This is a genomic window from Serratia sp. CY31944 (assembly GCF_052169175.1).
GTDB classification, from domain to species: Bacteria; Pseudomonadota; Gammaproteobacteria; order Enterobacterales; family Enterobacteriaceae; genus Serratia; species Serratia sarumanii.
This window is the reverse complement of record NZ_JBJNLG010000004.1, coordinates 129,855-156,326: the sequence shown is the minus strand read 5'-3', so window position 1 is coordinate 156,326 and position 26,472 is coordinate 129,855. Positions and strand designations below refer to the sequence as shown.

Sequence of the window (26,472 nt, the reverse complement as noted above, 5' to 3'; positions counted from 1 at the left end):
TTATTGTGGTTATCACATCAAAACGGGACATCAGCATGATGGAAGAACAAACGGGTTGGGACATTGTCGTGATTGGCGGCGGTGTGGTCGGGTGTGCGGTATTCCGCAAATTCTGCCTGATGGGCGCCCGTACGCTGCTGTTGGAAAAGGGGGGCGATATCCTGTCCGGCGCCAGCAAAGCCAACAGCGCGCTGCTGCATACCGGCTTCGATGCGCCCAGCGGCAGCCTGGAGCTGCGCTGCATGCAGGCCGGCTACCGGGAATTTATCGCCATCCGCGAACGCATGAATCTGCCGCTGCTGCCCACCGGCGCGCTGGTCGTGGCCTGGGACGAGCAGCAGTTGGCGGCGCTGCCCGCGATCGTGCAGCAGGCGCATGACAACGGCGTGCCGGACGTGGCGCAGATCGACGCCGCCGAGCTGTATCGCCGTGAGCCGCAGCTGGCGCCCGGCGCATTGGCGGCGGTAGAGGTGCCGGGCGAGAGCGTGATCGATCCCTGGAGCACGCCGCTGGCTTACCTGACGCAGGGCGTCAAACACGGCGGCGACTATCGCTTCAATACCGAGGTGACCGGCGCCGAACGCTTGCCGACCGGCTGGCGGCTAACCAGCAACCGGGGCGAGTTTCACGGCAAAATCGTCATCAACTGCGCCGGCAATCAGGGCGACCGGGTAGAAAGTTTCTGCCATCAGCCCGAGTTTGAAATCCGCCCGCGCAAAGGGCAGTTCCTGGTGTTCGACAAGGCCGCCGCCGGGCAGGTCAACGCCATCATCTTGCCGGTACCGACGGCGATCACCAAAGGGGTGCTGCTGTCGAAAACCATCTTCGGCAATCTGTTGCTGGGGCCGACCGCCGAAGAACAGCAGGATCGCGAGACGGCGACGGTGGACGAAACCAAAATGCGCGAGCTGATCGAACAGGGGACGCGGCTGCTGCCCACGCTGGCAAATTACAGCGTGACCGCCAGCTATGCCGGATTGCGCCCGGCGACAGAGCAGAAACACTATCGCATTCAGCCCTATCCCGAGCGGCAGTGGATCTGCGTGGCGGGCATTCGTTCCACCGGCCTGACGGCGGCGCTCGGCATCGCGCAATATGTGGAGCAGCTTTACCGCGACCATTTTACGCCGTGCTTCACGCCGACGGCGCCGCAGACCGTGCATTGGCCGCAGATGCCGATGCTTGCCGACTACGCGCTGCGCGATTACGCGCGCCCGGACAACGGCGGCATCGTTTGCCATTGCGAGCTGGTGACCCAGCGGGAAATCGAGGCGGCGTTCGATTCCGCCGTGCCGCCGGAGTGCATCGGCGGGCTGCGGCGGCGCACGCGTGTGATGATGGGGCGCTGCAACGGTTTTTATTGCAGCAGCCGGGTGGCGGAAATGGTGGGCGATCGTTTTGGCCAGACGCTGGCCGTAGGGAGCATTGATGAAAACTGAGTATCAGGTGGCGATTGTCGGCGCCGGGCCGGCCGGGATCGCCGCGGCGACCGCGCTGCGGCAGGCGGGGATCGAGGATGTGGTGATCCTAGAGCGGGAGCAACAAGCGGGCGGCGTGCCAAGACACTGCCGGCACCCCACCTTCGGGCTGCAAACGTTTTACCGGCCGATGCTCGGCTCCACCTATGTCGATAAGATACTGGCGCGCGCCGGGCAGGTGGAGATCCGCACCGGCGTGACGGTGCTCGCCATCAGGCCGGACGGCGAGCTGACCATCACGGATCGCCACGGCGTCAGCACCTTGAAAGCGCAGCGGGTGATCCTGGCGACCGGCGTGCGCGAGACGCCGCGCCATCCGCGCCTGGTGAGCGGCCTGCGGCCGCAGGGCGTGCTGACCGCCGGCGCGCTGCAGCAGTTCGTGTATCTGCGCGGGCTGCAGCCGGGCAAGGCACCGGTGGTGGTCGGCACCGAGCTGGTCAGTTTCTCCGCGCTGTGGACGCTGCGCAACGCCGGCGTGCGCGCCGTCGCCATGATTGAAAGCGGCGGCAGACCCGTCGCCTGGCGTCTGAGCGCACTCTATGCGCGCCTGATGGGGGTGCCGATTCATTATTATTCGCGGGTGACCGATATTGCCGGCTGCGATCGGGTCGAATCCATCGAGGTGGAGAACCGCCGCGGGGAGAAACGGCGCATCGCCTGCGACAGCCTGATCTTCACAGGCCGCTTCACCGGGGAGTATACGCTGATCCGCCAGAGCCACCTGGCGCAGCGGCCGGACAGCGGCTGCCCGCTGACCGATCAGTTCGGCCGCTGTTCCGACGCCGCCTATTTCGCCGTCGGCAACATGCTGCATCCGGCGGACATGGGCGACCAGTGTTATCAGGAAGGGCTGCGCGTTGGCGAAGCCGTTGCCCGTTCGCTGCAGCGCACGCTGCCGCCGGCGCGGCAAATGCTTCCGGTGCGGCACGACGAGCGGATCCGTCTGACCGCGCCTGCCAACGTGGCGCTGATCGGCAAACCCAGCACGGTCACGATCAATATGCGGGTGGAGCGGGCGGTGTCCGGTTCGGTGGTGGTGCGGCTGGGCGAGGAAGTGCTGTATCGCAAAACGCATCGCTGCCTGCCGGAACGGCGGATCCTGCTGCGCAATATCGCTTTGCCGGCCGACGGCGAACGTGACGCGCTGCACATCAGCATCGAATCCGCCGGGTGAACGACGGCAACGGCTTGCGTCTAACGCCCTGAAACCCGTAGTATTCGGTCAGTTGACGCCGCGAGTCCGGCGGAGGCAGTCACTCTTACTTAAGGCAGCGAGTGTAATGTGAATGGATATCTCTAATTCCGTGGATAGGCGCAATGAAATACTGGCGCTGATCCAGGCCAACGGCCGGGTTTACGTGAATGAGCTGGCGGATAAATTCCAGGTTTCGCAGGAAACCATTCGGCGCGATCTGAACAAGCTGGAAGATTATCGCCTGATCAAGAAGATCCACGGCGGCGCGGTCAGCAGCCAGTTCAAATTCGAGCATGAATTCAATGAACGGGCCAAAATCGCCGAGGCCGAGAAGCGCGCCATCGCGGAGAAAGCGGTGACGCTGATCCAGCCGGGCGATACGGTGTTCGTGGATTTCGGCTCCACCACGCTGGAGTTCGCCCGGCAGCTGGCGACCGTCGATCAGCTGACGGTCATCACCAATTCGCCGCTGATCGCCAACGTCTGTCTGGAAAATGACTCCATCGACGTGGTGCTGATCGGCGGGCAGTTCATCGGCTCCAAAATGGAGTGCCTGGGGGCGATCGCGTTGAATAACATTGAGGCGTTTTTCGCCGATTACGCCATCATCGGCGCCGGCGCGGTCAATGTGCAGACCGGGGTGATGGATCAAAACGTCAATGAGGCGGCCATCGCGCGAAAAATGATTGCGCAGAGCCGCAAATGCATCGTGCTGGCGGATGAAAACAAGCTGCGCGGGCATGCGATGACCCTGGTGGCCAAATGGCCCGAGATCGATTATCTGGTGACCTCCGACAGCGGCAACGCGCTGGAGGGGCTGGTTTTCCCGGCCAACGTCAATGTGTTGGTCGCACAGGTATAAAGGGTTATGAGCAGCCTTTCTCCGGGCCGAGCAACCCGGAGAAGGCCTTCAAACCGCTTTCCTCTAGGCGATCTTGACCTCACGCACCTCTTTGGATCTCAGCGTCACGCGAACTGGCACCGATTTGTACGAAGGCGTGCCGCTCTCCTCATCGATGTAATGCAACGGCACCAGCACGTTGGCCTCCGGATAGTAGGCGCCGACCGAGCCGGCCGAGATGTTGTAGGCGATCACCGTGATGCCCTCCAGGCGCTGAGTACAGCCGGGCAGCGCCGTTTCCAGGTCGACCACGTCGCCATGCTCCAGCCCCAAACGTTGCAGATCGCTGTCATTCATGAACAAAACGTCGCGCCGGCCGAAAACCCCGCGGTAGCGATCATCCAGGGCATAGATGGTGGTGTTGTACTGATCGTGGCTGCGCAGCGTAATCAGCCGCAGCGTGTCTTTCTCTGCGATGGCCGCGTCTTCATGCAGCCCGCTGAACACGGAAAACATCGCTTTGCCCGTCGCCGTCGGCCACTGGCGTTCGGTCGGCGGCAACGGCATGCGGAAACCGCCGGGTTGACGAATGCGCGCGTTGTAATCGTCGAAGCCCGGAATGGTTTTTTCGATCAGATCGCGGATCACATCGTAATCTTCGATCAGCTCATCCCAGGGCACCTTGCTGGCGGGCATCACCGCTTTGGCCATGCCGGCGACGATGGCGGGTTCCGAACGCAGCAGTTCCGACGCCGGTTTGAGTTTGCCGGACGAGGCATGCACCATCGACATCGAATCCTCCACCGTCACCGATTGCCGCCCGCCGGCCTGCATGTCCAGCTCAGTGCGCCCCAGGCAGGGCAGAATGAGGGTTTGTTTCGCCACCAACAGATGGCTGCGGTTGAGTTTGGTGCCGATATGCACGCTTAATTCCAGCGCTTTCATCGCCGGGAAGCTCTGCTCGGGGTCCGGCAGCGCCACGGCGAAGTTACCGCCCAGGCAGATCAACGCTTTCGAGGCGCCGTCGATCATCGCCTGCATGCACTTCACGGCATCATGCCCGTGGGCTTTGGGCGGCGTGAAGCCAAACACCGCTTCCAGCTTCGCCAAAAAATCGGCCGAGGGCTTTTCGGTGATGCCGACGGTGCGGTTGCCCTGCACGTTGGAGTGGCCGCGCAGCGGGCAGATGCCGGCGCCCGGTTTGCCGATATTGCCGCGCAGCAGCAGCAGATCGGCGATCAGGCGCACGTTGGCGGTGCCTTTATTGTGCTGCGTAATGCCCATGCCGTAAGTCACGATGGTGGCGTTGGATTTTGCGTAGGCGGCGGCGACCTGTTCCAGATCCTGACGCGTCAGGCCGCTCTCCGCCTCGATGGCCTCCCAACGGGTGGCCGCCAGATCGGCGGCGAAAGCTGCAAACCCTTCCGTGTGCTCGGCAATGAAGGCGTGATCCACGGCATTGCCTTGTGTTTCATCCAGCTGCAGCAGCGCTTTGGCAATGCCTTTCAGCGCCGCGGCGTCGCCGCCGGCTTTGACCTGATAGTAGGTTGAAGCGATAGGGGTCGAACTGTAGGTCGCCATTTCAATGACGTTTTGCGGATCGGTGAAACGCTCGAGCGCCCGTTCGCGCAGCGGGTTGAACACGATGATCGGCACCTTTTTGCGCGCCAGCTCATGCAGCGTGCCCATCATGCGCGGGTGATTGGTGCCCGGATTGTGCCCGATGGAGATAATCAGCTCCGCGCTGTCAAAGTCGTCCAGCGAGACGGTGCCTTTGCCGATGCCAATGGACTGCGGCAGGCCAACGCTGGTCGGCTCATGACACATATTGGAACAATCGGGGAAGTTATTGCTGCCGAATTCCCGCGCAAACAGCTGGAACAGGTAGGCCGCCTCATTGGACGCCCGGCCGGAGGTATAAAACTCCACCTGCTCCGGCGGCAGCGTCTGCAACACGGCGGCGATGCGTTGAAACGCCTCGTCCCAGGCCAGCGGGCGCAGGGTGTCCGTTCCGGCGTCATAGATCAGGGGCGTGGTCAGGCGGCCATAATCCTCCAGCTCATAATCGGTTTTCTGCAGCAGCGACGTCACGGTGTTTTGCGCCAGGAATTCGGGCGTCACGCGTTTGCTGGTCGCTTCCCAGGTCACGGCTTTGGCGCCGTTTTCGCAAAACTGGAAGGTGGAGCGATGTTCTTTATCCGGCCATGCGCATCCCGGGCAATCAAACCCGTCGGGTTGATTGGTGCGCATCAGCGTCACCGGCGCTTCCAAGGTATCCATCTGCGTGCGCACGGCGATGGCCGTCGCTTTCAGCGCGCCCCAACCGCCGGCGGGCCCATCGTAAGGATGAATTCCAGGTACTGCTCGTCTTTTCGCCATGGTTGCTTGCCTCCGACATCGCTTACGATAATTACAGGTGATTGATTTATCATGAATATTATCTTTATCGTCCAAAAAGGAACCCAGGCGCCGTCGCCGTTAAACGCGAGCCTGTCGATTCAGTATAGATGAGTGAAAAAGGGGGCAGCGGCAGTCTGAGCGGGGAGAGCGGCGGCCCGTCTAACCGGAGGCGGGCCGCCGGGGCGTTACTTGTCCACCACCAGGCCGACGCCGCGGCCACGCGGATCGGACGCGGTTTCCGGCGTGCGGCCATCGATGCGGATGGCCTGAATATCCCCCATGTTCCAGCCTTGGTCTTCGAGGGTGTAGCCCATGGCTTTCAGCTCGTCCGCCGGTTTGCCGGTCAGCGGGGCAAAGCTGTCATAGTAGAGGGTGTCCTTCGGCAACAGCTGATGGTGCACGCGCTGGGCGGCCACCGCCTGCGCCAGCGGCAGGTGATAATCGTAGAGGTTGTTGATCACCTGGAAGATCGAGGTGAAGATGCGCGATCCGCCCGGTGTGCCGATCACCAGGCTGACCTCGCCGTCGCGGGTGATGATGGTCGGGCTCATCGAGGAGAGCATGCGTTTGCCCGGCTCGATGGCGTTGGCGTCGCTGCCCACCACGCCGAAGGCATTGGCGACGCCGGGTTTGGCGCTGAAGTCGTCCATCTCGTCGTTGAGCAGGAAGCCGGCGCCTTTGACCACCACGCCGCTGCCGAAGTCCCAGTTGAGCGTATAGGTGTTGCTGACCGCGTTGCCGGCGGCATCGACGATCGAGAAGTGGGTGGTTTGGTGGGTTTCCAGCCCCGGCCGCACCTGTTCGGTCGGCGAGATCGCCGTCGGGTTGATCTCGGCGGCGCGTTTCTTCAGGTAGTCGGGGGCGATCAGCTGCGCTTCCGGCACGTGAGTGAAATCCGGGTCGCCGAGGTAGTCGGCGCGATCGGCGAACACGCGTTTTTCGATTTCCGCCAGCAGGTGGATATAGCGCGCCGAGTTCAGCGGCACCCCCTTGAAATCGGCGGCGCGATCCTCTTTTATCCCCAGCAGCTGCGCCAGCGCAATGCCGCCGGAGCTGGGCAGCGGGGCGGTATATACGGTGTTGCCGCGCCAGCTGATGCGCATCGGTTCACGCCATTTCACCCGATAGTCGGCCAAATCCGCCGCGCCGATCAGCCCATTGTCGCGCTGCATTTGCGCCACCAGCAGGCGCGCGGTTTCGCCGTGATAAAAATCGTCGGCGCCCGACTTGGCGATGCGCTCGAGCGTGGCCGCCAGCTCCGGCTGTTTGAACACCGCGCCGGGCTTCATGGCGCCGAAATAGTCGCCGAAGTTGGTTTTCCCGGCGAACAGCTTGTTGGCGTCTTCACGGTACTGATACTGCTGATCCGCCATGGTGAAACCTTGCCGGGCGTAGCCGATCGCCGGCGTCAGCAGTTCGGCCCACGGCAGCTTGCCGAAGCGTTTATGCGCTTCCCACAACCCCAGCACGGTGCCCGGCACGCCGGCGGCGCGGCTGCCCACCAGGCTAAGATTTTCGATCACTTCGCCTTTCTCGTTCAGATACATAGTTTTGCTGGCGGCCTTGGGCGCCACTTCGCGGTAGTCGAGGAAATAGGGTTTGCCGTCGACGTACAGCGTCATAAAGCCGCCGCCGCCGATATTGCCGGCTTCAGGGTAGGTGACCGCCAGGGTAAAGGCGGTGGCGACCGCTGCGTCGACCGCGTTGCCGCCGGCCTGCAGAATGTGCGCGGCGACGTTAGCGCCATACCGATCCGGGGCGGCGACCGCACCGGCGGTGAGATCGGCGGCAAAGGCGGCGGGAAGGGGGCAGGCCAGGGCCACGCTCAGAGCTATCGTTTTCAATAAACCGGCAGACATAGACGATCCTTTTAGCGATGTTCAGTTATCAGGTGAATTCAACTAATTATTTTGAAACAGCAGGTTAGCGTGTTTTCTTCGGGCTGTTGCGACGCTTTATTGAAGGTAGCAGCGGTCAGGCGGGGCCGCCTGACCAGAGTGGCGAATCGTGACGTGGCGCGTTATGCGCCGGCGGGCAGCGCCGACTGCAGCCATTGGCAGAAGTGGCGGGCGAGCGGGTTGTGTTCGCTGTCGCGGTGCAGCAGCCACGCCCAGTTGGCGCCGCGCACGCGTTGCTCGGTTAACGGTTGCAGCAGCCCGGCGTCGCGCGCGTGCTGCGCCAGCAGTTGGCTGACCAAGGCGATGCCGAGGCCGTTGCAGGCGGCGTCCAGCAGCAGACCGGGATCGGAGAAGTTCAGCCCGCTGTCGCGCTGGCCGACGTGCGCGCCGCCCGCCACCGTCCAGTGGCTCCAGTCCATCTCCCGTTCGCCGTGCAGGGTCACGCGCTGCTCCGCCGCCAACGCCAGCAGGCTGGGGTGGCAGGCGGGATAAAGCCGGTCGCTGCAGAGCAGGTTAAAGGTGCAGTCCGCCTGCGCGCTGAGATCGTCGCGGATCGCCAGATCGATACTGTCCGTCGCCATATTCGGCGGTTCAAAGCTGGTGAACAGCCACAGGTCGACCTGCGGATGCTGCCGATTGAAGTCGCCCAGCCGCGGCGTCAGCCAGTGGCGGGCGAAAGCCGGGGTGGTGTTGACGATCAGCTGGTTGGGTTTGCGGTACTGATCCAAACGGCGAATGCCGACCGCCAGCTGTTGCAGCATCACCTGCGCGGTGCTGAACAGATCGTGGCCGGCGTCGGTCAGCGCCACGCTGCGGCCGGTGCGGAAGAACAGCGGCTGCTCCAGAAACGCTTCGAGGCTGCGGATCTGCTGGCTGATGGCCGACTGGGTAAGGTGCAGCTCTTCGGCAGCCTGATGAAAACTGCCCAGGCGCGCCGCCGCTTCGAAACCGCGCAGCGCGCTCAAAGGGGGCCAGTGTTTTAACATTATCGATAAGCCTGTCTAATCAGATGTCCGCTAAATATATCGTTTGTCGCGGTGCCAGGGGAAGACTAGCATAAGATTCAACCGCATAAACGTGAATTATTTGTTTAACTTTTTGAATTATAAATAATTAAAAGAGGTCTTCAATGTCAACTCGTCGCGTGTTTATTAAACAGCTTTCCGCCGTTGCCGGGGTCGGTTTGACGGCCTCGTTAGGCATTCCATTACGCAGTCACGCAGAAGCTGCGCTTAATCCGGCCTGGCGGATGCCCGACGAAGGGGAACCGCAGCAGCGGGCGTTTCTCGCCTTCGGCGCGCAGCGGGCCATCTGGGGCGAATTCACGGCGGATGTGCAGGCGGCGCAGGGGCGTATCGCCCGCGCCATCGCCGAGTTTCAGCCGGTGACGATATTTTGCCGCGGCAATGAACGGCAATTGGCCGAGGCCACCTGCGGCAGTCACAACGTCAGCTATGTCGTCACCGAGCTGGATGACATCTGGGTGCGCGACTTCGGCGCCAATTTCGTCGTCAACGGCGCCGGCGAACTCGGGGCGGTGGATTTCAACTTCAACGGCTGGGGCAATAAACAGCGGCATGCCAGGGATGCGCGCCTGGCGGCGTTTGCCGCCAACCGCTACGGTGCCGCTCAACTGCGCCGCAGCGCACTGGTGGGTGAAGGCGGCGGTATCGAAGTGGACGGGCAAGGCACCGGCATCATGACCGAAAGCAGCTGGGTGAATGCGAACCGTAATCCGGGCTGGAGCCGGGACCGGGTGGAGCAGGAGCTGAAAGCGATGCTCGGCCTGCGCAAAATTATCTGGCTGCCGGGCATTAAAGGCCGGGACATCACCGACGCCCACGTCGATTTTTACGCCCGCTTCGTGCGGCCGGGCGTGGTAGTGGCCAACCTGGACACCGATCCGGCCTCTTATGACCATGCGGTTACCCAGCAACATCTGGCGATCCTCAAGGCGGCGACCGACGCCGACGGCCGCCGGCTGCAGGTGCATACGCTTTCGCCGCCGCTGGCGCCGCGCGACAGCCGATTCAGCCGTAACAACCCGGATTTTGCGGCGGGCTACATCAACTATTTCGTCATCAACGGCGCGGTGATCGCCCCGGAGTTTGGCGATCCGCAGGCGGACCGGGCGGCGCTTGCGCTGCTGACGGCGCTCTATCCGCAGCGCAAAGTGATGCAGCTGGAGATCGACGCCATCGCGGCCGGCGGCGGCGGCATTCACTGCGTGACCAGCCAACTGCCAAGGCACGGCCGGTAATACCGCGCAATGTTCAAAAAATGCGCACCGGGTTGTTTGTCACGATCGGCTGTGGTTGGCTTAGCGCTGACACAAGGAGAAAATCATGACCGATTCACCCTCGACCATTCCCACCTGGTATCGCGATCCGCGCGCGGAAGAGGCTATGGCCGATGGCCATGCGCCCATCTGGCGCCATCTTATCGGCCTGGTGCCGGAAAACGAACTGTCCGGCGTGAAGGTGCTGGATTTCGGCTGCAATCAGGGCGGTTTTCTGCGCCTGCTGTACCAGCTCCGCCCATTTCAGCAGGGGCTTGGCGTTGATATCGCTCGCCGGTCCGTCGATGAAGCCAACCGGCTGAAAGGGCATCTGCCGGTGGTTTATCAAACCGATACGCGGCTGAACGGCTGGGACGACCATTTTGATATCGCCTTCAGTCATGAAGTCATCTATCTGATCGACGATATTGCCCAGCATGCTGCCGATATACTGCGGGTGCTGAAGCCGGGCGGCGTTTACTATGCGGTGACCGGTTGCCACACCGGCAACCCGCTGTGGCCGCAGTGGCGTGAACGGGTGGCTGCAGATACCCATACCGTGGTGCAGGATCGGTCGCTGGCCGACTATGCGCGCATTTTCTCCGCCGCGGGGTTCCAGGTCTCTGCCCGCAGGCTGGGCTTTTCCGGCTTCGTGCCCTATGAGCCGGACGGGTGGATGCCGGATATCGCGGCGGCAATCGACTACTATTGGCACACCAAAACGGTGTTCAGGCTGGTTAAACCCTAAAAATCCTACGTGGCGCAGCCCCCGGCTGAAGTGGAACGCTTTATTGCATTGGCTAAAAACCGCTGCGCCAGTTTGCTGAAACCACGCTGAAGGGATATTGCTCCACCGTTTCCCACTTCGACAAGATTTTACCGAATCCTTACGCAACCCTTTCAGAAGCGAATGTCGGCATTCGATATATTGAGAATAGTCATTCTCAATGGGATCGTATTGCAATGCAGAGGAAAACGCTTTTGGTGCTCGGGCTGTCGCTGTTGTTGGCCGCCTGCGATGGGCAAAACGCCGGTGCGCCAGCCGGCGCGGGCGCAGAACAGGAGGTCGGCGTGGTCACGCTGCGCGGCCAGTCAGTGACCCTGAGCAGCGAGTTGACCGGCCGGGTCAACGCCACCATGACATCCGACGTGCGGCCGCAGGTCGACGGCATCATCAAGCAGCGGCTGTTTACCGAAGGGGCCGAGGTCAAGGCCGGGCAGGTATTGTATCAAATTGACCCTGCCAGCTATCAGGCCAGCTACGATCAGGCCGCGGCCCAGCTGAAAAACGCCCAGGCCACGGTGCAATCTACCCGGCTCAAATCGCAGCGCTATGCGGCGCTGGTGAAAGAGAACGGCGTTTCTCAGCAGGATGCGGACGATGCCAAAGCCGCCTATCTGGCGGCCGTGGCGTCGGTGGCCCAATATCAGGCGGCGCTGGAGACGGCGCGCATCAACCTCGCTTATACCCAGGTGCGGGCGCCGATCGCCGGGCGTATCGGCATCTCGTCGGTGACGCCGGGCGCGCTGGTCACCGCCAGCCAAAGCGATGCGCTGGCCACCATCCGCGCGCTCGACCCGATCTATGTTGATCTGACCCAGTCCAGCGCCCAGCTGCTTAAACTGCGGCGCCAGCAGGCGGCGTTACAGCGCGGCGCGGTCACGCCGGTCGCCATCAAGCTGGAGGACGGCACGCCTTATGCTCACGCCGGCAAGCTCGAGCTGACCGAGGTGGCGGTGGACGAAGCCACCGGTTCGGTCACGCTGCGCGCGGTGTTCCCCAACCCCGAACATGAATTGTTGCCCGGTATGTATGTCCACGCCACGGTGGCTAACGGCGTCGATCCCAAAGCCATTCTGGCGCCGCAGCAGGGCATAACCCGCAATGCCAAAGGGGAAGCCACCGCGTTGGTGGTGGACGAACAGAACAAAGTGGCGCAGCGCACCGTCAGCGCCGAACGGGTGGTGGGCAGCAATTGGCTGATCGGCAGCGGGCTGAACGAAGGCGATCGCCTGATCGTCGAAGGCACCAGCAAGGTGACGATCGGCGCCGCGGTGAAGCCGGTTGAGGTTTCGGTCGACAAAACCCAACGCGGGGAGCAGTGATATGGCGCAGTTCTTTATCCGGCGGCCGGTATTCGCCTGGGTGATCGCCATCATCATCATGCTGTGCGGCCTGATGTCGATCAATTCGTTGCCCGTTTCGCAGTATCCGGACGTCTCGCCGCCGCAGATCTCCATCTCCGCCACCTACCCGGGCGCGGACGCGGAAACGCTGGAAAACAGCGTCACGCAGGTGATTGAGCAGCAGCTCACCGGCCTGGACGGCCTGCTGTATTTCTCTTCGACCAGCAGCTCCAGCGGCTCGGTCAGCATCAACGTCACCTTTGATCAGGGTACCGATCCGGATATCGCTCAGGTGCAGGTGCAAAACAAGGTGCAGCAGGCGGAAAGCCGTTTGCCGAGCGCGGTTACCGCGCAGGGCGTGACGGTCAAGAAATCCCAGAGCAGCTTCTTGCTGATCGTCGGGCTGTATGACGAAAGCGACAAGGCGACGATGGCCGATATCTCCGACTATCTGGTCAGCAACCTGCAGGATCCGCTGTCGCGCATCGAGGGTGTAGGGGACGTGCAGGTGTTCGGCTCGGAATACGCGATGCGCATCTGGCTGGATCCGACCAAGCTGGCGAGCTATGCGCTGATGCCTTCCGACGTGCAGACGGCGATCGAAGCGCAAAACACCCAGGTGTCCGCCGGCAAGATCGGCGATCTGCCGGCCGCCGCCGATCAGCAGCTGACCGCCACGGTAAAGGCGCAGTCGCGGCTGCAAACGCCGGAACAGTTTCGCAATATCATCCTGAAAAGCGACAGCAGCGGCGCGCTGGTGCGGCTGGGCGACGTGGCGCGGATTGAGCTGGGCAACGAGGATTACTCCGCCAGCGCGCGCCTCAACGGCCACCCGGCGGCGGGGATCGCGGTCAAGCTGGCGGCGGGCGCCAACGCCCTCAACACCGCCAAGCTGGTGAAGGCCAAGGTGGCGGAATACCAAAGCGCGATGCCGCAGGGCTACAAGGTGGCCTACCCGAAAGACAGCACCGACTTTATCAACATCTCGATCGAGGAGGTGGTGAAAACGCTGTTCGAAGCGGTGGCGTTAGTGGTGGTGGTGATGTTCGTGTTCCTGCAAAACCTGCGCACCACGCTGATCCCGACCATCACCGTGCCGGTGGTGTTGTTGGGCACCTTCGGCGTGCTGGCGGCGTTCGGCTATTCGATCAATACCCTGACGCTGTTCGGCATGGTGTTGGCGATAGGGCTGTTGGTGGACGACGCCATCGTGGTGGTGGAAAACGTCGAGCGCGTGATGCGGGAGGATAAGCTGCCGCCGCGCGAGGCGACGGAGAAATCGATGCGTGAAATCACCGGCGCATTGGTCGGCATCGCGCTGGTGCTGTCGGCGGTGTTTCTGCCGATGGCGTTCTTCGGCGGCTCCACCGGGGTGATCTACCGCCAGTTCTCGATCACCGTCGTCTCCTCGATGGTGCTGTCGGTGGTGCTGGCGTTGACGCTGGCGCCGGCATTGTGCGCCACGCTGCTGAAACCGGCGCACGACGCGCAGACCGACAAGGGCTGGCTGGGCAAATTCAACCGCGGCTATGACCGGCTGCAGGAGAAGTACGCCGACAAGGTCGGCGGAGTGATCCACCGGCCGACGCGCTATCTGCTGCTGTACGGCCTGCTGTTGATCGCCGCCGCCGTGATGTACCTGCGTTTGCCGACCGGCTTTCTGCCCAACGAGGATCAGGGCACGGTGATGGTGCAGTACACCTTGCCGGCCGGCGCCACCAACGCGCGCACCTCGGCGGTGAGCGAAGCGGTGACCGCCTATTTCCTCGACCAGGAAAAGGCCAACGTCAGCACCATTTTTACCATTAACGGTTTCGGCTTCAGCGGCAGCGGGCAAAACGCCGGCATGGCGTTCGTCAGCCTCAAAGACTGGAGCCAGCGCAGCGGCAGCGCGAACACCGCCGATGCCATCGCCAAACGCGCCATGGCGCACTTCGCTACGCTGCGCGACGCCCAGGTCTTCTCCATGAGCCCACCGGCGATCGACGGTTTCGGCCAGTCCGACGGCTTCACCTTCGAGCTGCAGGCCAAAGGGGCGACCACCCGCGCCGAGCTGCAGGCGATGCGCGACCAGATCGTTGCCGCTGCCAGCAACAACCCGGCGCTGCTGGCGGTGCGCGCCAATACCTTGCCGGATACCCCGCAGCTGCAGGTGGAGATCGACAACGGCAAACTGCAGGCGCTCGGCCTGAGCGCCGCCGACGTCAACAGCACCCTCAGCAGCGCGTTCGGCAGCACCTACATCAACGACTTTATCGATCGCAACCGGGTGAAAAAAGTCTATATGCAGGGCGACGTGCAGTACCGCGCCAAGCCGGAAGATCTCGACCGCTGGTTTGTGCGCGGCACCAACGCGTCCGGCGCCAGCAGCATGACGCCGTTCTCCGCCTTCGCGTCTTCGCACTGGATCTACGGGCCGGAAAACCTGTCGCGCTATAACGGGCTGTCGTCGTTCGAGATCACCGGGCAGGGCGCCACCGGCGTCAGCTCCGGTACGGCGATGAGCGAGATGGAGAAGCTGGCGGCAACATTCTCCGCCGGCAGCAGCTATTCCTGGAGCGGGCTGTCCTATCAGGAGCGGCTGACCAGCGGCCAGGCGTCGTCGCTGTACGCCATTTCGCTGATCGTGGTGTTCCTGTGCCTGGCGGCGCTGTATGAGAGCTGGTCGATTCCGTTCGCGGTGATGTTGGTGGTGCCGATGGGCGTGGTGGGATCGCTGCTGGCGATCACCCTGCGCGGGCTGGAAAACGACATCTACTTCCAGGTGGCGCTGCTCACCATCATCGGCCTGTCGGCGAAGAACGCCATTTTGATCGTCGAGTTCGCCGAGGAGATGCACCAGCGGGGTGAAACGCTGATTGGCGCGGCGGTCCACGCGGCGCGCATGCGCCTGCGACCGATCCTGATGACCTCGCTGGCGTTCACCGCCGGGGTGCTGCCGCTGGCGGTATCCAGCGGCGCCGGCGCCAACAGCCGCATCGCCATCGGCACCGGCATCATCGGCGGCACCATCACCGCCACCGCCTTGGCGATCTTTTTCGTCCCGCTGTTTTATGTGTTGGTGCGCCGCATGTTTACCCGTCGGCCCGCCAACCCGCCGTCACAGGCAGGAGAATAACGTGTTGCAACGAGTCATGATGTTAACTTTACCGCTGCTGCTGACCGGCTGTCTGTCGCTGGATCCGCACTACCAGCGCCCGGCGGCGCCGGTGCCCGCCAACCTGCCGCAGGGCGAGGCCGGCGGCAACCGGGCGCTGAGCTACCCGGACGTCGCCTGGCGCGACTATGTCCAGGACGCCAGGCTGCGCCAGGTGGTGGCGCTGGGGCTGAACGGCAGCCGCGATCTGCGCGAGGCGATCGCCAATATCGCGTCGGCGCGCGCCCTGTACGGCGAGCAGCGTTCGGCGCTGTTCCCGACGATCAACGCCACCGCCGACGGCAGCCGTGGGCGGGCACTGACCGGCAGCGGCAACGCCACCGCGCTGAGCCAAAGCTACGAAGCCGCGGCCGGCGTCAGCGCATTCGAGTTGGATCTGTTTGGCAAAAACGCCAGCCTGTCGCGCGCGGCGTTCGAAACCTATCTGGCGAACTCGGAGGCGGCGAAAAGCACCCGCCTGACGCTGATCGCCGATATCGTCACCGACTGGGTGGCGGTGGCGGCCGAGCGCAGCAATCTGGCGGTGGCGCAGCAGACGATGGCGAGCGCCAAACGGTCGCTGGACGTCACGCGCAACAATCAACAGCATGGGATTGCGTCGCTGGTTGACGTGGCGTCGGCGGAAACCGTCTATCAGCAGGCGCGATCGGATGCCGCCAGCTACGCTACCAGCGCCGCGCAGGCGAAAAACGCGCTGGATTTGGCGGTGGGGCAAAGCGTGCCGGAAAGCCTGCTGCCGAGCGGCATCGAGGCGCTCGGCGGGATCATGCGCGATCTGCCGGCCGGCGTCTCTTCGCAAGTGTTGCTGAAGCGGCCGGACGTACTGCAGGCCGAGCATAACCTGAAATCCGCCAACGCCAATATCGGCTCGGCGCGGGCGGCGTTCTTCCCGTCGATCAGCCTGACCGCCAGCGGCGGGGTGGGCAGCGGTGAACTCTCCTCGTTGTTCAGTCACGGAGCCGGCGTCTGGTCGTTCGCACCGAGCATCAGCCTGCCGATCTTCAGCGGCGGCTATAACACGGCTCAGTTGAACTACACCCAGGCGCAGAAAGACCTGTATGTCGCCACCTATGAGAAAGCGGTGCAGACGGCATTTCAGGAAACCGCCGACGCGCTGGCGCGCAAGGCCACGCTGCAGGAGCAGCTGGCGGCGCAGACCGGCTATGTGGCGGCGGCGCAGCAATATTATCGCCTGGCCGAGCTGCGTTACCGCCAGGGCGTTGACAGCTACCTGACGCTGCTGGACGCGCAGCGCACGCTGTACACGGCGCAGCAGGCGCTGATCGCCGCGCAGCAGACCGCGTATGACAATCAGGCCACCCTGTATAAAGTGTTGGGCGGCGGCGTTGCCGCCGAGCGGCAGGGGGACGGCGTCATCGCCGACAAGACGACGCTCAGCCGCTAACCGTCAACCGCGCGCGCCGGGAGTGTGGCTGTGCGCGGTTTTTTTATGGAAAGTGTAAAGAAACGGAAAACCCGGCCGGCGGCCAGAACTCGCCGGGGCAGGCAGAGTCAGACAGAGAACCGCATTCCTCTTTTATTCATACCGGCTCGAGGTCGTCATGGCAGAAGACATTCAGCAACAGGTCATCGCGCTTATCGCCGCCTTCAACGCATCAGGGCGGCTGAAGAAGGGCGTGGTCATCACCCCGGAAACCGAGATCAACACCGCGCTCAACCTGTCGTTCAGCGATTCCAATACGCTGATGCGCCGCTACTTCGATACCTTCGGCGTCGACAGCGGCAACTATAACCACGAGCTGTATTTCCAGCCGCCGACTAACACCGGCCGCTGGTTTTCCCCCTCCGCCTGCAAAGAGCATCCCCGGCCACTGTGCGTGTCGATGCTGGTGCGTTCCGCGCGCGCCAAACGCTGGTTGTACGATATCCACTTTCTTATCGAACAGCTGCGCCAGGCCTGATGCGCCGCTTAATCCGGCTCGGACGGAGGAAAACCGGCTTCGTCCAGCGCGGCGCCGAAGGCATCGCTTTGCAACGCACTGTCGATGAACACTTCCCGCCTGGCCGGATCGGTTTGAATGCGCGCCTGCGGGTCAACGTTCAGCAACGCCCGGGTGACGGAACTGGCGCAGCCGCCGCAGGTCATGGCTGGAATATGAAAACGAATCATTTTTACTCTCCTCGTCGATTACGGTGTTTGATAACGGTAAAGCTTGCCAGCGTGACAGGGTCAAACTCTTTTTATGACGATTCACTCGGTCGTCGTGGTTTCGGCTCGCGCATCACCCCGAAATGCGGCGTTTGGCGCGGCACGATGAGCGCCACCGGTTGCGCTAAACCCGCCAGAATAGGGCAGTCGGGGCGCGTATTGCCGTGGCAATGGCCGGCAAGGCGTTCCAGCGTTTGCGCCATCGTCTGCAGTTGCGCAATCTTGGCTTTCAGCACGGCGATATGGGATAGCGCTACGGCTTTAACATCGGCGCTGGCGCGTTCGCGGTCGTGCCACAGCATCAGCAACGCAGATATTTGCTCAACGGAAAAACCCAGGTCGCGTGAGCGCCGGATAAAACGCAGGCCATGCACGTCCGACATGCCGTAGTGGCGGTATCCCGCATCGGAGCGAGCCGCTCTCGGGATCAGGCCTATTTGCTCGTAATAGCGAATCATCTTCGCCGAAACGCCGGATAACCGGGCTGCTTGTCCGATGTTCATCCTGTCCTCCTGTTACGATGATGCCGATATTCCGCCGGGTGGCGCGGTTGCCGCCGCCGCTTCAGCGCGGCTCTCGACGGCCATCGGCGCCTGGAAACGTTTGAGCCGCAGCGCATTGCCAAGGACGAAAACGCTGGAAAGCGCCATCGCGGCCGCGGCGAAAATAGGCGAAAGCAGCGTGCCGTTCAGGGGATAAAGCGCGCCGGCTGCCACTGGGATCAGGACGGCGTTATAGGCGAAGGCCCAAAACAGGTTCTGCTTGATGTTGCGGATCGTCGCCTGGCTGAGCGCAATGGCGTTGGCTACGCCACGCAGGTCGCCCGACATCAGCACCACATCGGCCGCTTCTATCGCCACATCGGTGCCCGTACCGATAGCGAGCCCAACGTCCGCCTCCGCCAGTGCCGGCGCATCGTTGATGCCGTCGCCGACGAAGGCGACTTTCGCGCCGCTGTTGCGGAAGGATTTCAACGCCGCCACCTTGCCTTCGGGAAGCACTTCGGCCGCGACTTCGTCAATCCCCAACTGCCGGGCGATCGCCGCCGCCGTCGCGGCATTGTCGCCGGTGATCATCGCAACCTTGAGCCCAAGCGCATGCAGCGCAGCGATAGCTTCCGGCGTTGTTTCCTTAATCGGATCGGCAACGGCGATCGCCGCAGCCAAACGGCCATCAATGGCGGCATAAAGCGGGCTTTTCCCCTGGGCGCCGAGGCGCTCGGCGACGGGCTGAAAACGTGCCACATCAAGCCCGAGCCTGGTCATGAAGCGATCTGCGCCAACGGAGATCCGGCGTTGGCCGATGCGCGCCGTTACGCCGAAACCGGGTGTGGCGTCGAAACTGTCGACAGCGGCGAGCGTAAGATTCTGCTCTCTTGCCGCCGCGACGATAGCTTCGGCGATGGGGTGTTCGGACCGTGTCTCGACCGCAGCGATCAAGGCCAGTACTTCGTGGTATTCGAAACCGTCAGCGGGCACCAGATCGGTCAACTCGGGGCGGCCTTTGGTCAGCGTGCCGGTTTTGTCGAGGGCGATAACGCCCACATCGCGCAGGGCCTGCAACGCTTCGCCCTTGCGAAACAGCACGCCCAGCTCGGCGGCGCGCCCGGTGCCGACCATGATAGAGGTTGGCGTCGCCAGGCCCATGGCGCAAGGGCAGGCAATAATCAACACGGCGACCGCATTCACCAGCGCGAAGGTCAGTGCGGGCGACGGCCCGAAGAACAGCCAAACCAGAAAGGTCAGTACCGCCGCCGCCATGACGGCCGGAACAAACCACATCGTCACCTTATCGACCAACGCCTGAATCGGCAGTTTGGAACCCTGCGCTTCCTCCACCAATCGAATGATTTGCGCCAGGACGGTATTCGCGCCGACTTTTGTCGCCCGGAAACTGAACGCGCCGGTTTTGTTGATGGTTCCGCCGACCACATCGGCCCCCACGGTTTTCTCGACCGGCACCGGTTCACCGGTGATCATGCTTTCATCGACATAAGACGCGCCTTCCAGAACTTCGCCATCCACCGCGATTTTCTCCCCCGGCCGGACGAAGACCACATCACCGGCAACCACCTGTTCGAGAGGGATTTCAACCGTTTCGCCATGCCGTTCAACGCGTGCGACCTTGGGTTGAAGGCCGACGAGCCGTTTGATGGCCTGTGAGGTGCGCCCCTTGGCGCGCGCCTCCAGCACGCGTCCGAGCAGGATCAGCGTGACGATCACGGCGGCGGCTTCGAAATAGACGTTGGCGGTGCCCTGCGGCAACACCCCGGGGGCGAAAGTGGCGACCAGCGAATAACCGTAGGCCGCCGCCGTGCCGACCGCAACCAGCGAGTTCATGTCGGGGGCGCCGCGCAGCAGCGCAGGAACGCCTTTGCGGAAGAAGCGCAGGCCGGGGCCAAATAAGACCAAGGTGGTGAGGACAAACTGGATATACCAGCTTGTCTGCACGCCCAACCCCTCCATGACCCACTCATGTATGGCGGGAATGAGGTGCGACCCCATTTCCAACAGGAATACCGGCAGGGTGAACAGGGCGGCGCCGAACAGGGCGCGCCGCAACGCGCGTGACTCATTTTCGCGCCGTTCGGCGGCCTGGTCGTCCGCGCTGGGGCTATCCGCCGTCAGGCGGCGAGGCGTATAACCGGCGCGGGTGACGGCAGCGGCGAGGTCTTCCAGGGATACGGTGCCGGCCAGATAGCGCACCCGCGCGCGTTCGGTCGCCAGATTGACATTGGCTTCGGTAACGCCGGCGACCTGGCTCAACGCTTTCTCCACCCGCCCGACACAGGAGGCGCAGGTCATATTTTCGATCGCCAGCTCAGTGGTTTCTTCTCGCACGGTATAGCCGGCGCCTTCGATGGCGCGGGCCGCCGCCTGCGGATTCGCCTGGCCGGTAAACGTGATGTCGGCGCGTTCGGTGGCGAGATTGACCGTTGCCGCCTGCACGCCGGGAACCGCTGTCAAGGCCCGCTCGACGCGACCGACGCAGGAGGCGCAGGTCATGCCTTCAACCGGCAGACTCAGACGCACGGACGAAGGCTGGGGGAAGTTGGCATTGGATGAATTCATGTTATGTGCCCTTAAAGGAGTGGCTGGTATCAGCAAGGCTAGAGCTTCCCATCGGGGGAAGGTCAAGGTTCATCGCCGATTTTTGCCGTCATGAACGAACCGGTCGCGCCGCGGCAATCGTTTTTTGCCGCCGCGCACGTCTCCCAGCCGCCGCCGAGCGCTTTGTAGATGCCCACCACGGCAAGCCGCTGACGCGTGCCGGCCTGCGTCAATGCGCGCCGGCTGGCGAAGTCGGCCCGTTCTGCCTCGAGCACCTCCAGATAAATGCCTTCGCCCGCGGCAAAACGCGTCTGGGCGAGCCGGGCCGCTTCGCGATTCGCCGCCGCCTCAAGTAACCGCAGATCCAACGTGCTGACCGCCTCAGCATAGGTTTTGAAAGCATCGTCCGTTTCGCGCAGCGCGCTCAGCAACGTCCGCTCGTAAATCAACAGCGCCTGTTGTGTTCGCGCCTCGCTGGCGGCGATCCGGGCGCGTACGCGCCCGATATCGAGAAATGCCCAGCGAATCACTGGGCTGATCACACCGGAGAACGCACCGGCGCCAGTCAGCGCATCGAGGTTGCCGGCGACCAGCCCGATCGAACCTCGCGCTTCGATACGCGGGTAGAGCGCCGCCGTTTCCACGCCAATCATGGCGGTGGCTGCCGCAAGTTCCCGTTCAGCCGCCACAATGTCGGCGCGCCGGGCGAGCAGGGCGCCGGGCGTGCCCACGGCGATCGTCCGCAGCACTGGCGGCTGGCTTCCCCATTCGGCGGAAGGGGGGCGGAATGTCTGGGGCATTTCGCCAAGCAGCGTCGCCAATGCGTTGACGGCGGCGGCTCGGCGGCGTTCCAGCTCTGGCGTCGCCGCTTCGACGTTGCGCAATAGCGCCTCGGCGCGCAATCGGTCGAATTCGCTGGCGACACCGGCGCTCATTTGTTTTTTTACCAGCACCAAACTTTCACGCTGGCTGTGGCTAATTTCGGCGACCATCTTAAGTTCGGCGTCTAAACCTCGGAGTTCTAGCCAGGTGGCGGCCACTTCCGCAGCGACGCCCGCCTGAACGCCACGCAGCAACGCTACGCGGCTTCCCGCCAGCGCCTGAGCGGCCTCAATCGAGCGCCGAACGTGTCCAAAGAGATCGATTTCCCATGTCGAATCAATCGCACCGCGATAGGTTTGCGTATGGCGTGGCTGGGCGGCCAGCTTCTCCGCTTCACCCAGTCGCCGCGTCTCATAACTCAGCGCGGCACCGGCGCGCGGCAGGAAATCCTGCCGTTGTTCACGCAACAGGGCTCTGGCTTCGTCTACTCGGGCGACGGCGATGCCGACATCATGGTTCGCCGCCAACGCGCGCTGAACCAAATCCGTGAGAGCAGGATCGTCAAAGAGGCGCCACCAGGCGAGTTCGACATTTCCGGCACTCAGCCCCGCCGGTGGTTGGCCGAAGCCGGCAGGGTGACGGGCGACGGGCGGCGAGTAATCGGGGCCCACCGCCGCACATCCGGTTAGCAAGGCGAGCGCGCTCAGCGGCAATAACAAGGTTCTACGAAGATTTTTCATCAGACTCGCTCCTTACGGCTGGCTTTGGCTTTGGCACGATATTGCTCGAATCGGGTCGCCAGGCCGCGAATCACGACATAAAAGACCGGCGTCAGGAACAGGCCGAACAAGGTCACGCCCAGCATGCCGGCGAAGACCGCCACCCCCATGGCATGGCGCATTTCCGCCCCCGCACCGCTGGCGAAGATCAATGGAATGACGCCGGCGATAAACGCGATTGAAGTCATCACTATCGGTCTTAATCGCAGCCGGCAGGCCTTAATCACCGCCTCGAGCGCGTTGGCGCCTTCATCCTCCAGGCTGCGGGCGAACTCGACGATCAGAATGGCGTTTTTGGCGGCCAGGCCGACCAGCACAATGAGGCCTATTTGCACGAAAACGTTGTTGTCGCCGCCCAGCAGCCAGACGCCAATCATGGCGCTCAACAGACACATCGGCACGATCAGCAGCACGGCCAAAGGCAGTAGCCAGCTGTTGTATTGCGTGGCCAGAATGAGATAGGCGAGCAGCACGCACAGCGGAAAAATGAACAGCGCCGCGTCGCCCGCGAGCTTTTGCTGATAGGTGAGATCGGTCCATTCGACGGTCATGCCTTCCGGCAGCGTCTCTTTCGCCAGGCGCTCCATCAATGCAGCCGCCTGACCGGAACTGACGCCCATCGCCGCACCGCCCGAGATATCAGCCGATGGATAGCCGTTGTAACGAATGATGCGATCCGGGCCGGAGCCGGGCGTAACGGTGACAAAGGAAGACAGCGGCAGCATGTCGCCGGCTGCGTTGCGCACCTGCAGCCGGCCGATAGCTTCGGCCTGCATGCGATGGACGGCATCGGCCTGAGCGGTGACTTTGTAGGTGCGGCCGAATCGGTTGAAATCGTTGATGTAAAGCGAGCCGAGGTAGATTTGCAGCGACTCGAACACATCCGCCAGGCTGACACCCTGACTTTGCGCCTGAGTGCGGTCGATAACCACATCGAGTTGCGGCGCGTTGATATCCAGACTGGTCATCAGACCGGCGACCTGGCCCGATTCGGTGGCTTTCATCATCAGGATCCGCGTGTGCTCAACCAGGGACTCGAGCCCCGCACCGCTGCGATCCTCCACCTGCATCTTGAATCCGCCGGTAGCGCCGAGACCGGGAACGGGCGGTGGCGGAAATACGCCGAGGAAACCATCGGGAATGTCGGCGAATTTCGCCTGCAGCCGACCGGCTATGGCGGAGGCGGCCAGATCGGGCGTGGCGCGATCTTTAAACGGATCGAGCATGACGAACATCACGGCGGCGTTCGGCACATTGACGAAGCCGTTAATCGACAGCCCCGGAAAGGCCACGACGCTTTCTACCCCGGGTTCCGCCAGCGCGATCTTCGACATCTGTTTAACGACCGCATCGGTGCGATCCAGCGAGGCCGAATTGGGCAGTTGGGCGATGCCCACCAGATAGTACTTATCCTGCATGGGCACGAAGCCCGGCGGAACGGCCTGGAAGCTGAAAAACGTCAGAACGAGCAGCCCGCCGTAAATAGCCAGCGCCATCCCGCGGACGCGCACCGTTTTACGCACGGCATTGGCATACGCGTCCGGCGCGCGTTGGAAAGGCCGGACAGCGGCTTGCAAGACGCGCCCAATGCGGCCGGGAGCGCGAGGTTTCGCCGGATGAGGCCGCAGCAACATGCCCGCCAGCGCCGGGCTGAGCGTAAGCGAATTGAGCGCCGACAGCAGGGTTGAAATGGCGATGGTCAGCGCGAACTGCCGGTAAAACTCGCCCTGTAAACCGCTCAGGAACGCTGTTGGAACGAAAACCGCGGCCAGCACCGAGGTGATGGCGACGATCGGCCCGGTGACTTCATCCATGGCGAGTCGCGCGGCTTGCTGCGGCGTTTTGCCGTTTTCGATGTGTCGTTCGACGTTTTCCACCACCACGATCGCGTCATCGACGACGATGCCGATAGACAATACCAAACCGAACAGGGACAGCGTATTGAGAGAGAAGCCCATCAAGTACATGATGGCGAACGTGCCGACCAGCGAAACCGGCACCGCGAGCAGCGGAATCAGCGAGGCTCGCCAGCTGCGCAGGAACACCACTACCACGATCACCACCAGCAGGATCGCTTCCAGCAGGGTCGTCACAACCGACTCGAGCGATGCCCGCACGAAAACCGTGGGATCGTAGGCGATCCGTGAACTGAGTCCGGCAGGAAAGTTGCCCTCCAGGCGCTTGACGGTCGCTCTGACCGCCTGAGCGACGTCCAGCGCGTTGGCGCCCGGGCTCTGAATGATTTGCAGCGCGACGGCCGGCTCGCCGTCGAGCAGGCTGCGCAGCGCATACGCATCGGCGCCCATTTCTATACGGGCGACGTCGCGCAGGCGGGTCACCCGGCCGTCGCTGCCGGTGCGGATGATGATATCGCCAAACTGTTTCTCATCGGCCAGACGGCCGAGGGTATTGACCGTAACCTGAAATGCGGCATTGGAATCGGGCGCCTGACCGACGGAACCGGCCGCCACCTGAACGTTTTGCTCGCGCACCGCAGCGATCACATCGCCGGCGGTTAGCCCGCGCGCGGCGATCAGATCCGGATCCAGCCAGAGCCGCATGCTGTATTCGCCGGCTCCCCAGACCTGGACATCGCTGACGCCCGGAATGCGGGACAGTTCATCACGAACCTGCAGATAAGCGTAATTTGAGATATAAAGCGGATCGTAGCGTTGGTCAGGCGACAGGAGATGCACCACCATCAGGATGTCCGGTGAGGTTTTCTGCGTCACTACGCCCTGGTGCTGTACCTCTGCAGGCAAGCGGGGTAACGCGCGCGCTACCCGATTTTGCACCTGGATCTGCGCCATGTCGGCATTTGTTCCCTGGGCAAAGGTGACGGTCAACGTCATTCGGCCGTCGGTCGCCGCCTGTGAAGACATGTAAAGCATGCCTTCGACGCCGGTGATGGCTTGCTCAAGCGGTGCGGCCACCGTTTCCGCGATTACTTTCGGGTTGGCGCCGGGATAAGACGCCGTCACTTGTACGGTAGGCGGCGTAACCGCAGGGTATTCGCTGAGCGGCAACTGGAATAACGCCACGGTGCCGGCGATCAGCGTCAAGATGGAGAGCACGATGGCGAAGATCGGGCGTTTAATGAAGAAACGAGGGAAAGTCATGTCGCGTCTCCCGCAGCTTTCAATTGCTCGATAGGCGCGCCGTCAATCTCGGCGGGCTGCGGCGTGATTGACATGCCGGGGCGCACCAGCCCTTTCACGACGATGCGTTCTCCCGGCCGCAGGCCGTGCTCTATCACGCGCAGTCCTTCAACGACCGGGCCAAGTTCAACGGGGCGGTATTCGGTTTTGTCATTCTCATCGACGACCAGGACATAGCGCCGGTTTTGATCGGTGCCAATCGATTGGTCGGCGATCAGGATCTTGGCCTGCGGCGCGCCGGTTTCCAGCTTGACTCTGGCGAACAACCCAGGTGACAGTCGCCCATCCGGGTTATCGATCACCGCGCGCAGGCGCACCGTTCCCGTCGTGCGGTCGGCGGTATTGGACTGGAAATCGACGCGCCCGCGCCGGGAATAGGTTTTGTCTGCAAGTAACGCCACCGATACCCGAATGTCAGGTGGCGCCGTTTTATTGCGCCACGCGGTCAACGATTGCAAATAGGTGCGTTCATCCACATCAAAATAGACGTGGAGTGGATCGACCGAGACCAGCGTGGTGAGCGGCGTGACGCCGCCGGTGACATAGTTGCCTTCGGTGACGAGCGTCTGGCCTACGCGTCCGGCAATCGGCGCGGTGACGCGGGTGAACTCCAGATCCAACTTTGCCGCCTCCCGCGCCGCTTTCGCTGCGTTGACCTGCGCATTGCTCGCTTTCATCATGGCGGTAGCCGAATCAAACCGATCGCGGGCGATAACGTTTTTATTGAACAACGTTTTAGCGCGCACATAGTCGGCCTGGGCTAGCGTAGAGGCGGCTTCCGCTTCTTGCAAACGCGCCGTCGCCTCGTTCAGCGCGGCTTGAAATGGCCGCGGATCGATGAGAAAGAGCGGGTGGCCTTTTTCTATCAGGCGACCTTCCGGCACATTTACCGCCAGCACATAACCGGCGACCCGAGGCCGCAACTCAACGTGCTTGACCGCGGCCAGCGAACCGGTGAATTCGGCAAAGGGCGTTATCGGGCGGACTAAAACATCAGCCACAGGAACACGGGGAGGCGGCGCAGGTGTCGCCGAAGACGGGTTTTCTTTGCAGCCGGCAACGGCGAAAGCGCCGTTTATCGCCGCTGCGATCAGGATTATGGTTTTGGCTTTCATCATT

18 protein-coding genes are annotated in these 26,472 nt (G+C 62.8%); 9 read left to right on the top strand and 9 right to left on the bottom strand.

Annotation, left to right across the window (positions count from 1 at the left end):
• Positions 1-35 precede the first annotated feature (35 nt).
• The 3 genes from ACJ8IN_RS06275 (at position 36) to ACJ8IN_RS06265 (ending at position 3,535) form a co-directional block, all read left to right on the top strand.
• Complete coding sequence (locus ACJ8IN_RS06275; RefSeq protein WP_049212201.1) at positions 36-1,439, top strand: NAD(P)/FAD-dependent oxidoreductase; 1,404 nt, start codon at positions 36-38, stop codon at positions 1,437-1,439.
• Positions 1,429-2,652 (top strand): FAD-dependent oxidoreductase, encoded by a 1,224-nt coding sequence (locus ACJ8IN_RS06270; RefSeq protein ID WP_060428247.1) that lies wholly within the window; start codon positions 1,429-1,431, stop codon positions 2,650-2,652. The genes ACJ8IN_RS06275 and ACJ8IN_RS06270 overlap by 11 nt, the downstream gene beginning before the upstream one ends.
• A gap of 112 nt (positions 2,653-2,764) precedes the next feature.
• Entirely contained in the window at positions 2,765-3,535 is a 771-nt protein-coding gene (locus ACJ8IN_RS06265; RefSeq protein ID WP_039566063.1) for a DeoR/GlpR family DNA-binding transcription regulator, read from the top strand.
• Positions 3,536-3,598: 63 nt separating this feature from the next.
• Here ACJ8IN_RS06265 and ACJ8IN_RS06260 read toward each other — a convergent pair whose 3' ends face one another.
• From ACJ8IN_RS06260 to ACJ8IN_RS06250, 3 genes are all read right to left on the bottom strand, one after another.
• Positions 3,599-5,893 carry an FdhF/YdeP family oxidoreductase gene (locus tag ACJ8IN_RS06260; RefSeq protein WP_049212198.1) on the bottom strand — a complete coding sequence of 765 codons (2,295 nt, stop codon included), beginning with the start codon at positions 5,891-5,893 and terminating at the stop codon, positions 3,599-3,601.
• Positions 5,894-6,099: 206 nt separating this feature from the next.
• Complete coding sequence (ggt, locus tag ACJ8IN_RS06255; RefSeq protein ID WP_308325734.1) at positions 6,100-7,773, bottom strand: gamma-glutamyltransferase; 1,674 nt, start codon at positions 7,771-7,773, stop codon at positions 6,100-6,102.
• Between the two features lie 161 nt (positions 7,774-7,934).
• Positions 7,935-8,798 carry a LysR substrate-binding domain-containing protein gene (locus tag ACJ8IN_RS06250; RefSeq protein WP_060420799.1) on the bottom strand — a complete coding sequence of 288 codons (864 nt, stop codon included), beginning with the start codon at positions 8,796-8,798 and terminating at the stop codon, positions 7,935-7,937.
• 143 nt (positions 8,799-8,941) lie between these two features.
• On the opposite strand from ACJ8IN_RS06250, the gene ACJ8IN_RS06245 reads away from it, so the two are divergent.
• From ACJ8IN_RS06245 to ACJ8IN_RS06220, 6 genes are all read left to right on the top strand, one after another.
• The gene (locus ACJ8IN_RS06245) at positions 8,942-10,072 is read left to right on the top strand and encodes an agmatine deiminase family protein (RefSeq protein WP_308325733.1); all 1,131 of its coding nucleotides are present in this window, start codon (positions 8,942-8,944) and stop codon (positions 10,070-10,072) included.
• An 85-nt stretch (positions 10,073-10,157) separates the two neighbouring features.
• Entirely contained in the window at positions 10,158-10,838 is a 681-nt protein-coding gene (locus ACJ8IN_RS06240) for a class I SAM-dependent methyltransferase (protein ID WP_033634582.1), read from the top strand.
• 215 nt (positions 10,839-11,053) lie between these two features.
• The gene (locus ACJ8IN_RS06235; protein ID WP_033634581.1) at positions 11,054-12,196 is read left to right on the top strand and encodes an efflux RND transporter periplasmic adaptor subunit; all 1,143 of its coding nucleotides are present in this window, start codon (positions 11,054-11,056) and stop codon (positions 12,194-12,196) included.
• Position 12,197: 1 nt separating this feature from the next.
• A complete protein-coding gene (locus tag ACJ8IN_RS06230) occupies positions 12,198-15,335 on the top strand; it encodes an efflux RND transporter permease subunit (RefSeq protein ID WP_094860086.1) in 3,138 nt (1,045 codons plus the stop codon).
• Position 15,336: 1 nt separating this feature from the next.
• Positions 15,337-16,779 carry an efflux transporter outer membrane subunit gene (locus tag ACJ8IN_RS06225; protein ID WP_033634579.1) on the top strand — a complete coding sequence of 481 codons (1,443 nt, stop codon included), beginning with the start codon at positions 15,337-15,339 and terminating at the stop codon, positions 16,777-16,779.
• 157 nt (positions 16,780-16,936) lie between these two features.
• On the top strand, positions 16,937-17,296 hold the full coding sequence (locus ACJ8IN_RS06220) for a DUF1493 family protein (protein ID WP_047567415.1): 360 nt from the start codon (positions 16,937-16,939) through the stop codon (positions 17,294-17,296).
• An 8-nt stretch (positions 17,297-17,304) separates the two neighbouring features.
• Here ACJ8IN_RS06220 and ACJ8IN_RS06215 read toward each other — a convergent pair whose 3' ends face one another.
• The 6 genes from ACJ8IN_RS06215 to ACJ8IN_RS06190 form a co-directional block, all read right to left on the bottom strand.
• Positions 17,305-17,502 carry a heavy-metal-associated domain-containing protein gene (locus tag ACJ8IN_RS06215; protein WP_170943490.1) on the bottom strand — a complete coding sequence of 66 codons (198 nt, stop codon included), beginning with the start codon at positions 17,500-17,502 and terminating at the stop codon, positions 17,305-17,307.
• A 74-nt stretch (positions 17,503-17,576) separates the two neighbouring features.
• Positions 17,577-18,047, bottom strand: a complete 471-nt coding sequence (gene cueR, locus ACJ8IN_RS06210) for a Cu(I)-responsive transcriptional regulator (RefSeq protein WP_308325732.1) — start codon at positions 18,045-18,047, stop codon at positions 17,577-17,579.
• Positions 18,048-18,059: 12 nt separating this feature from the next.
• Positions 18,060-20,615, bottom strand: a complete 2,556-nt coding sequence (locus ACJ8IN_RS06205; protein WP_308325731.1) for a heavy metal translocating P-type ATPase — start codon at positions 20,613-20,615, stop codon at positions 18,060-18,062.
• A 62-nt stretch (positions 20,616-20,677) separates the two neighbouring features.
• Positions 20,678-22,156, bottom strand: a complete 1,479-nt coding sequence (locus ACJ8IN_RS06200) for an efflux transporter outer membrane subunit (RefSeq protein ID WP_060428258.1) — start codon at positions 22,154-22,156, stop codon at positions 20,678-20,680.
• On the bottom strand, positions 22,156-25,314 hold the full coding sequence (locus ACJ8IN_RS06195) for an efflux RND transporter permease subunit (RefSeq protein ID WP_060428260.1): 3,159 nt from the start codon (positions 25,312-25,314) through the stop codon (positions 22,156-22,158). Before ACJ8IN_RS06195 ends, ACJ8IN_RS06200 begins: the two co-directional genes overlap by 1 nt.
• Positions 25,311-26,471 carry an efflux RND transporter periplasmic adaptor subunit gene (locus ACJ8IN_RS06190; RefSeq protein ID WP_308325730.1) on the bottom strand — a complete coding sequence of 387 codons (1,161 nt, stop codon included), beginning with the start codon at positions 26,469-26,471 and terminating at the stop codon, positions 25,311-25,313. The genes ACJ8IN_RS06195 and ACJ8IN_RS06190 overlap by 4 nt, the downstream gene beginning before the upstream one ends.
• Position 26,472 lies beyond the last annotated feature (1 nt).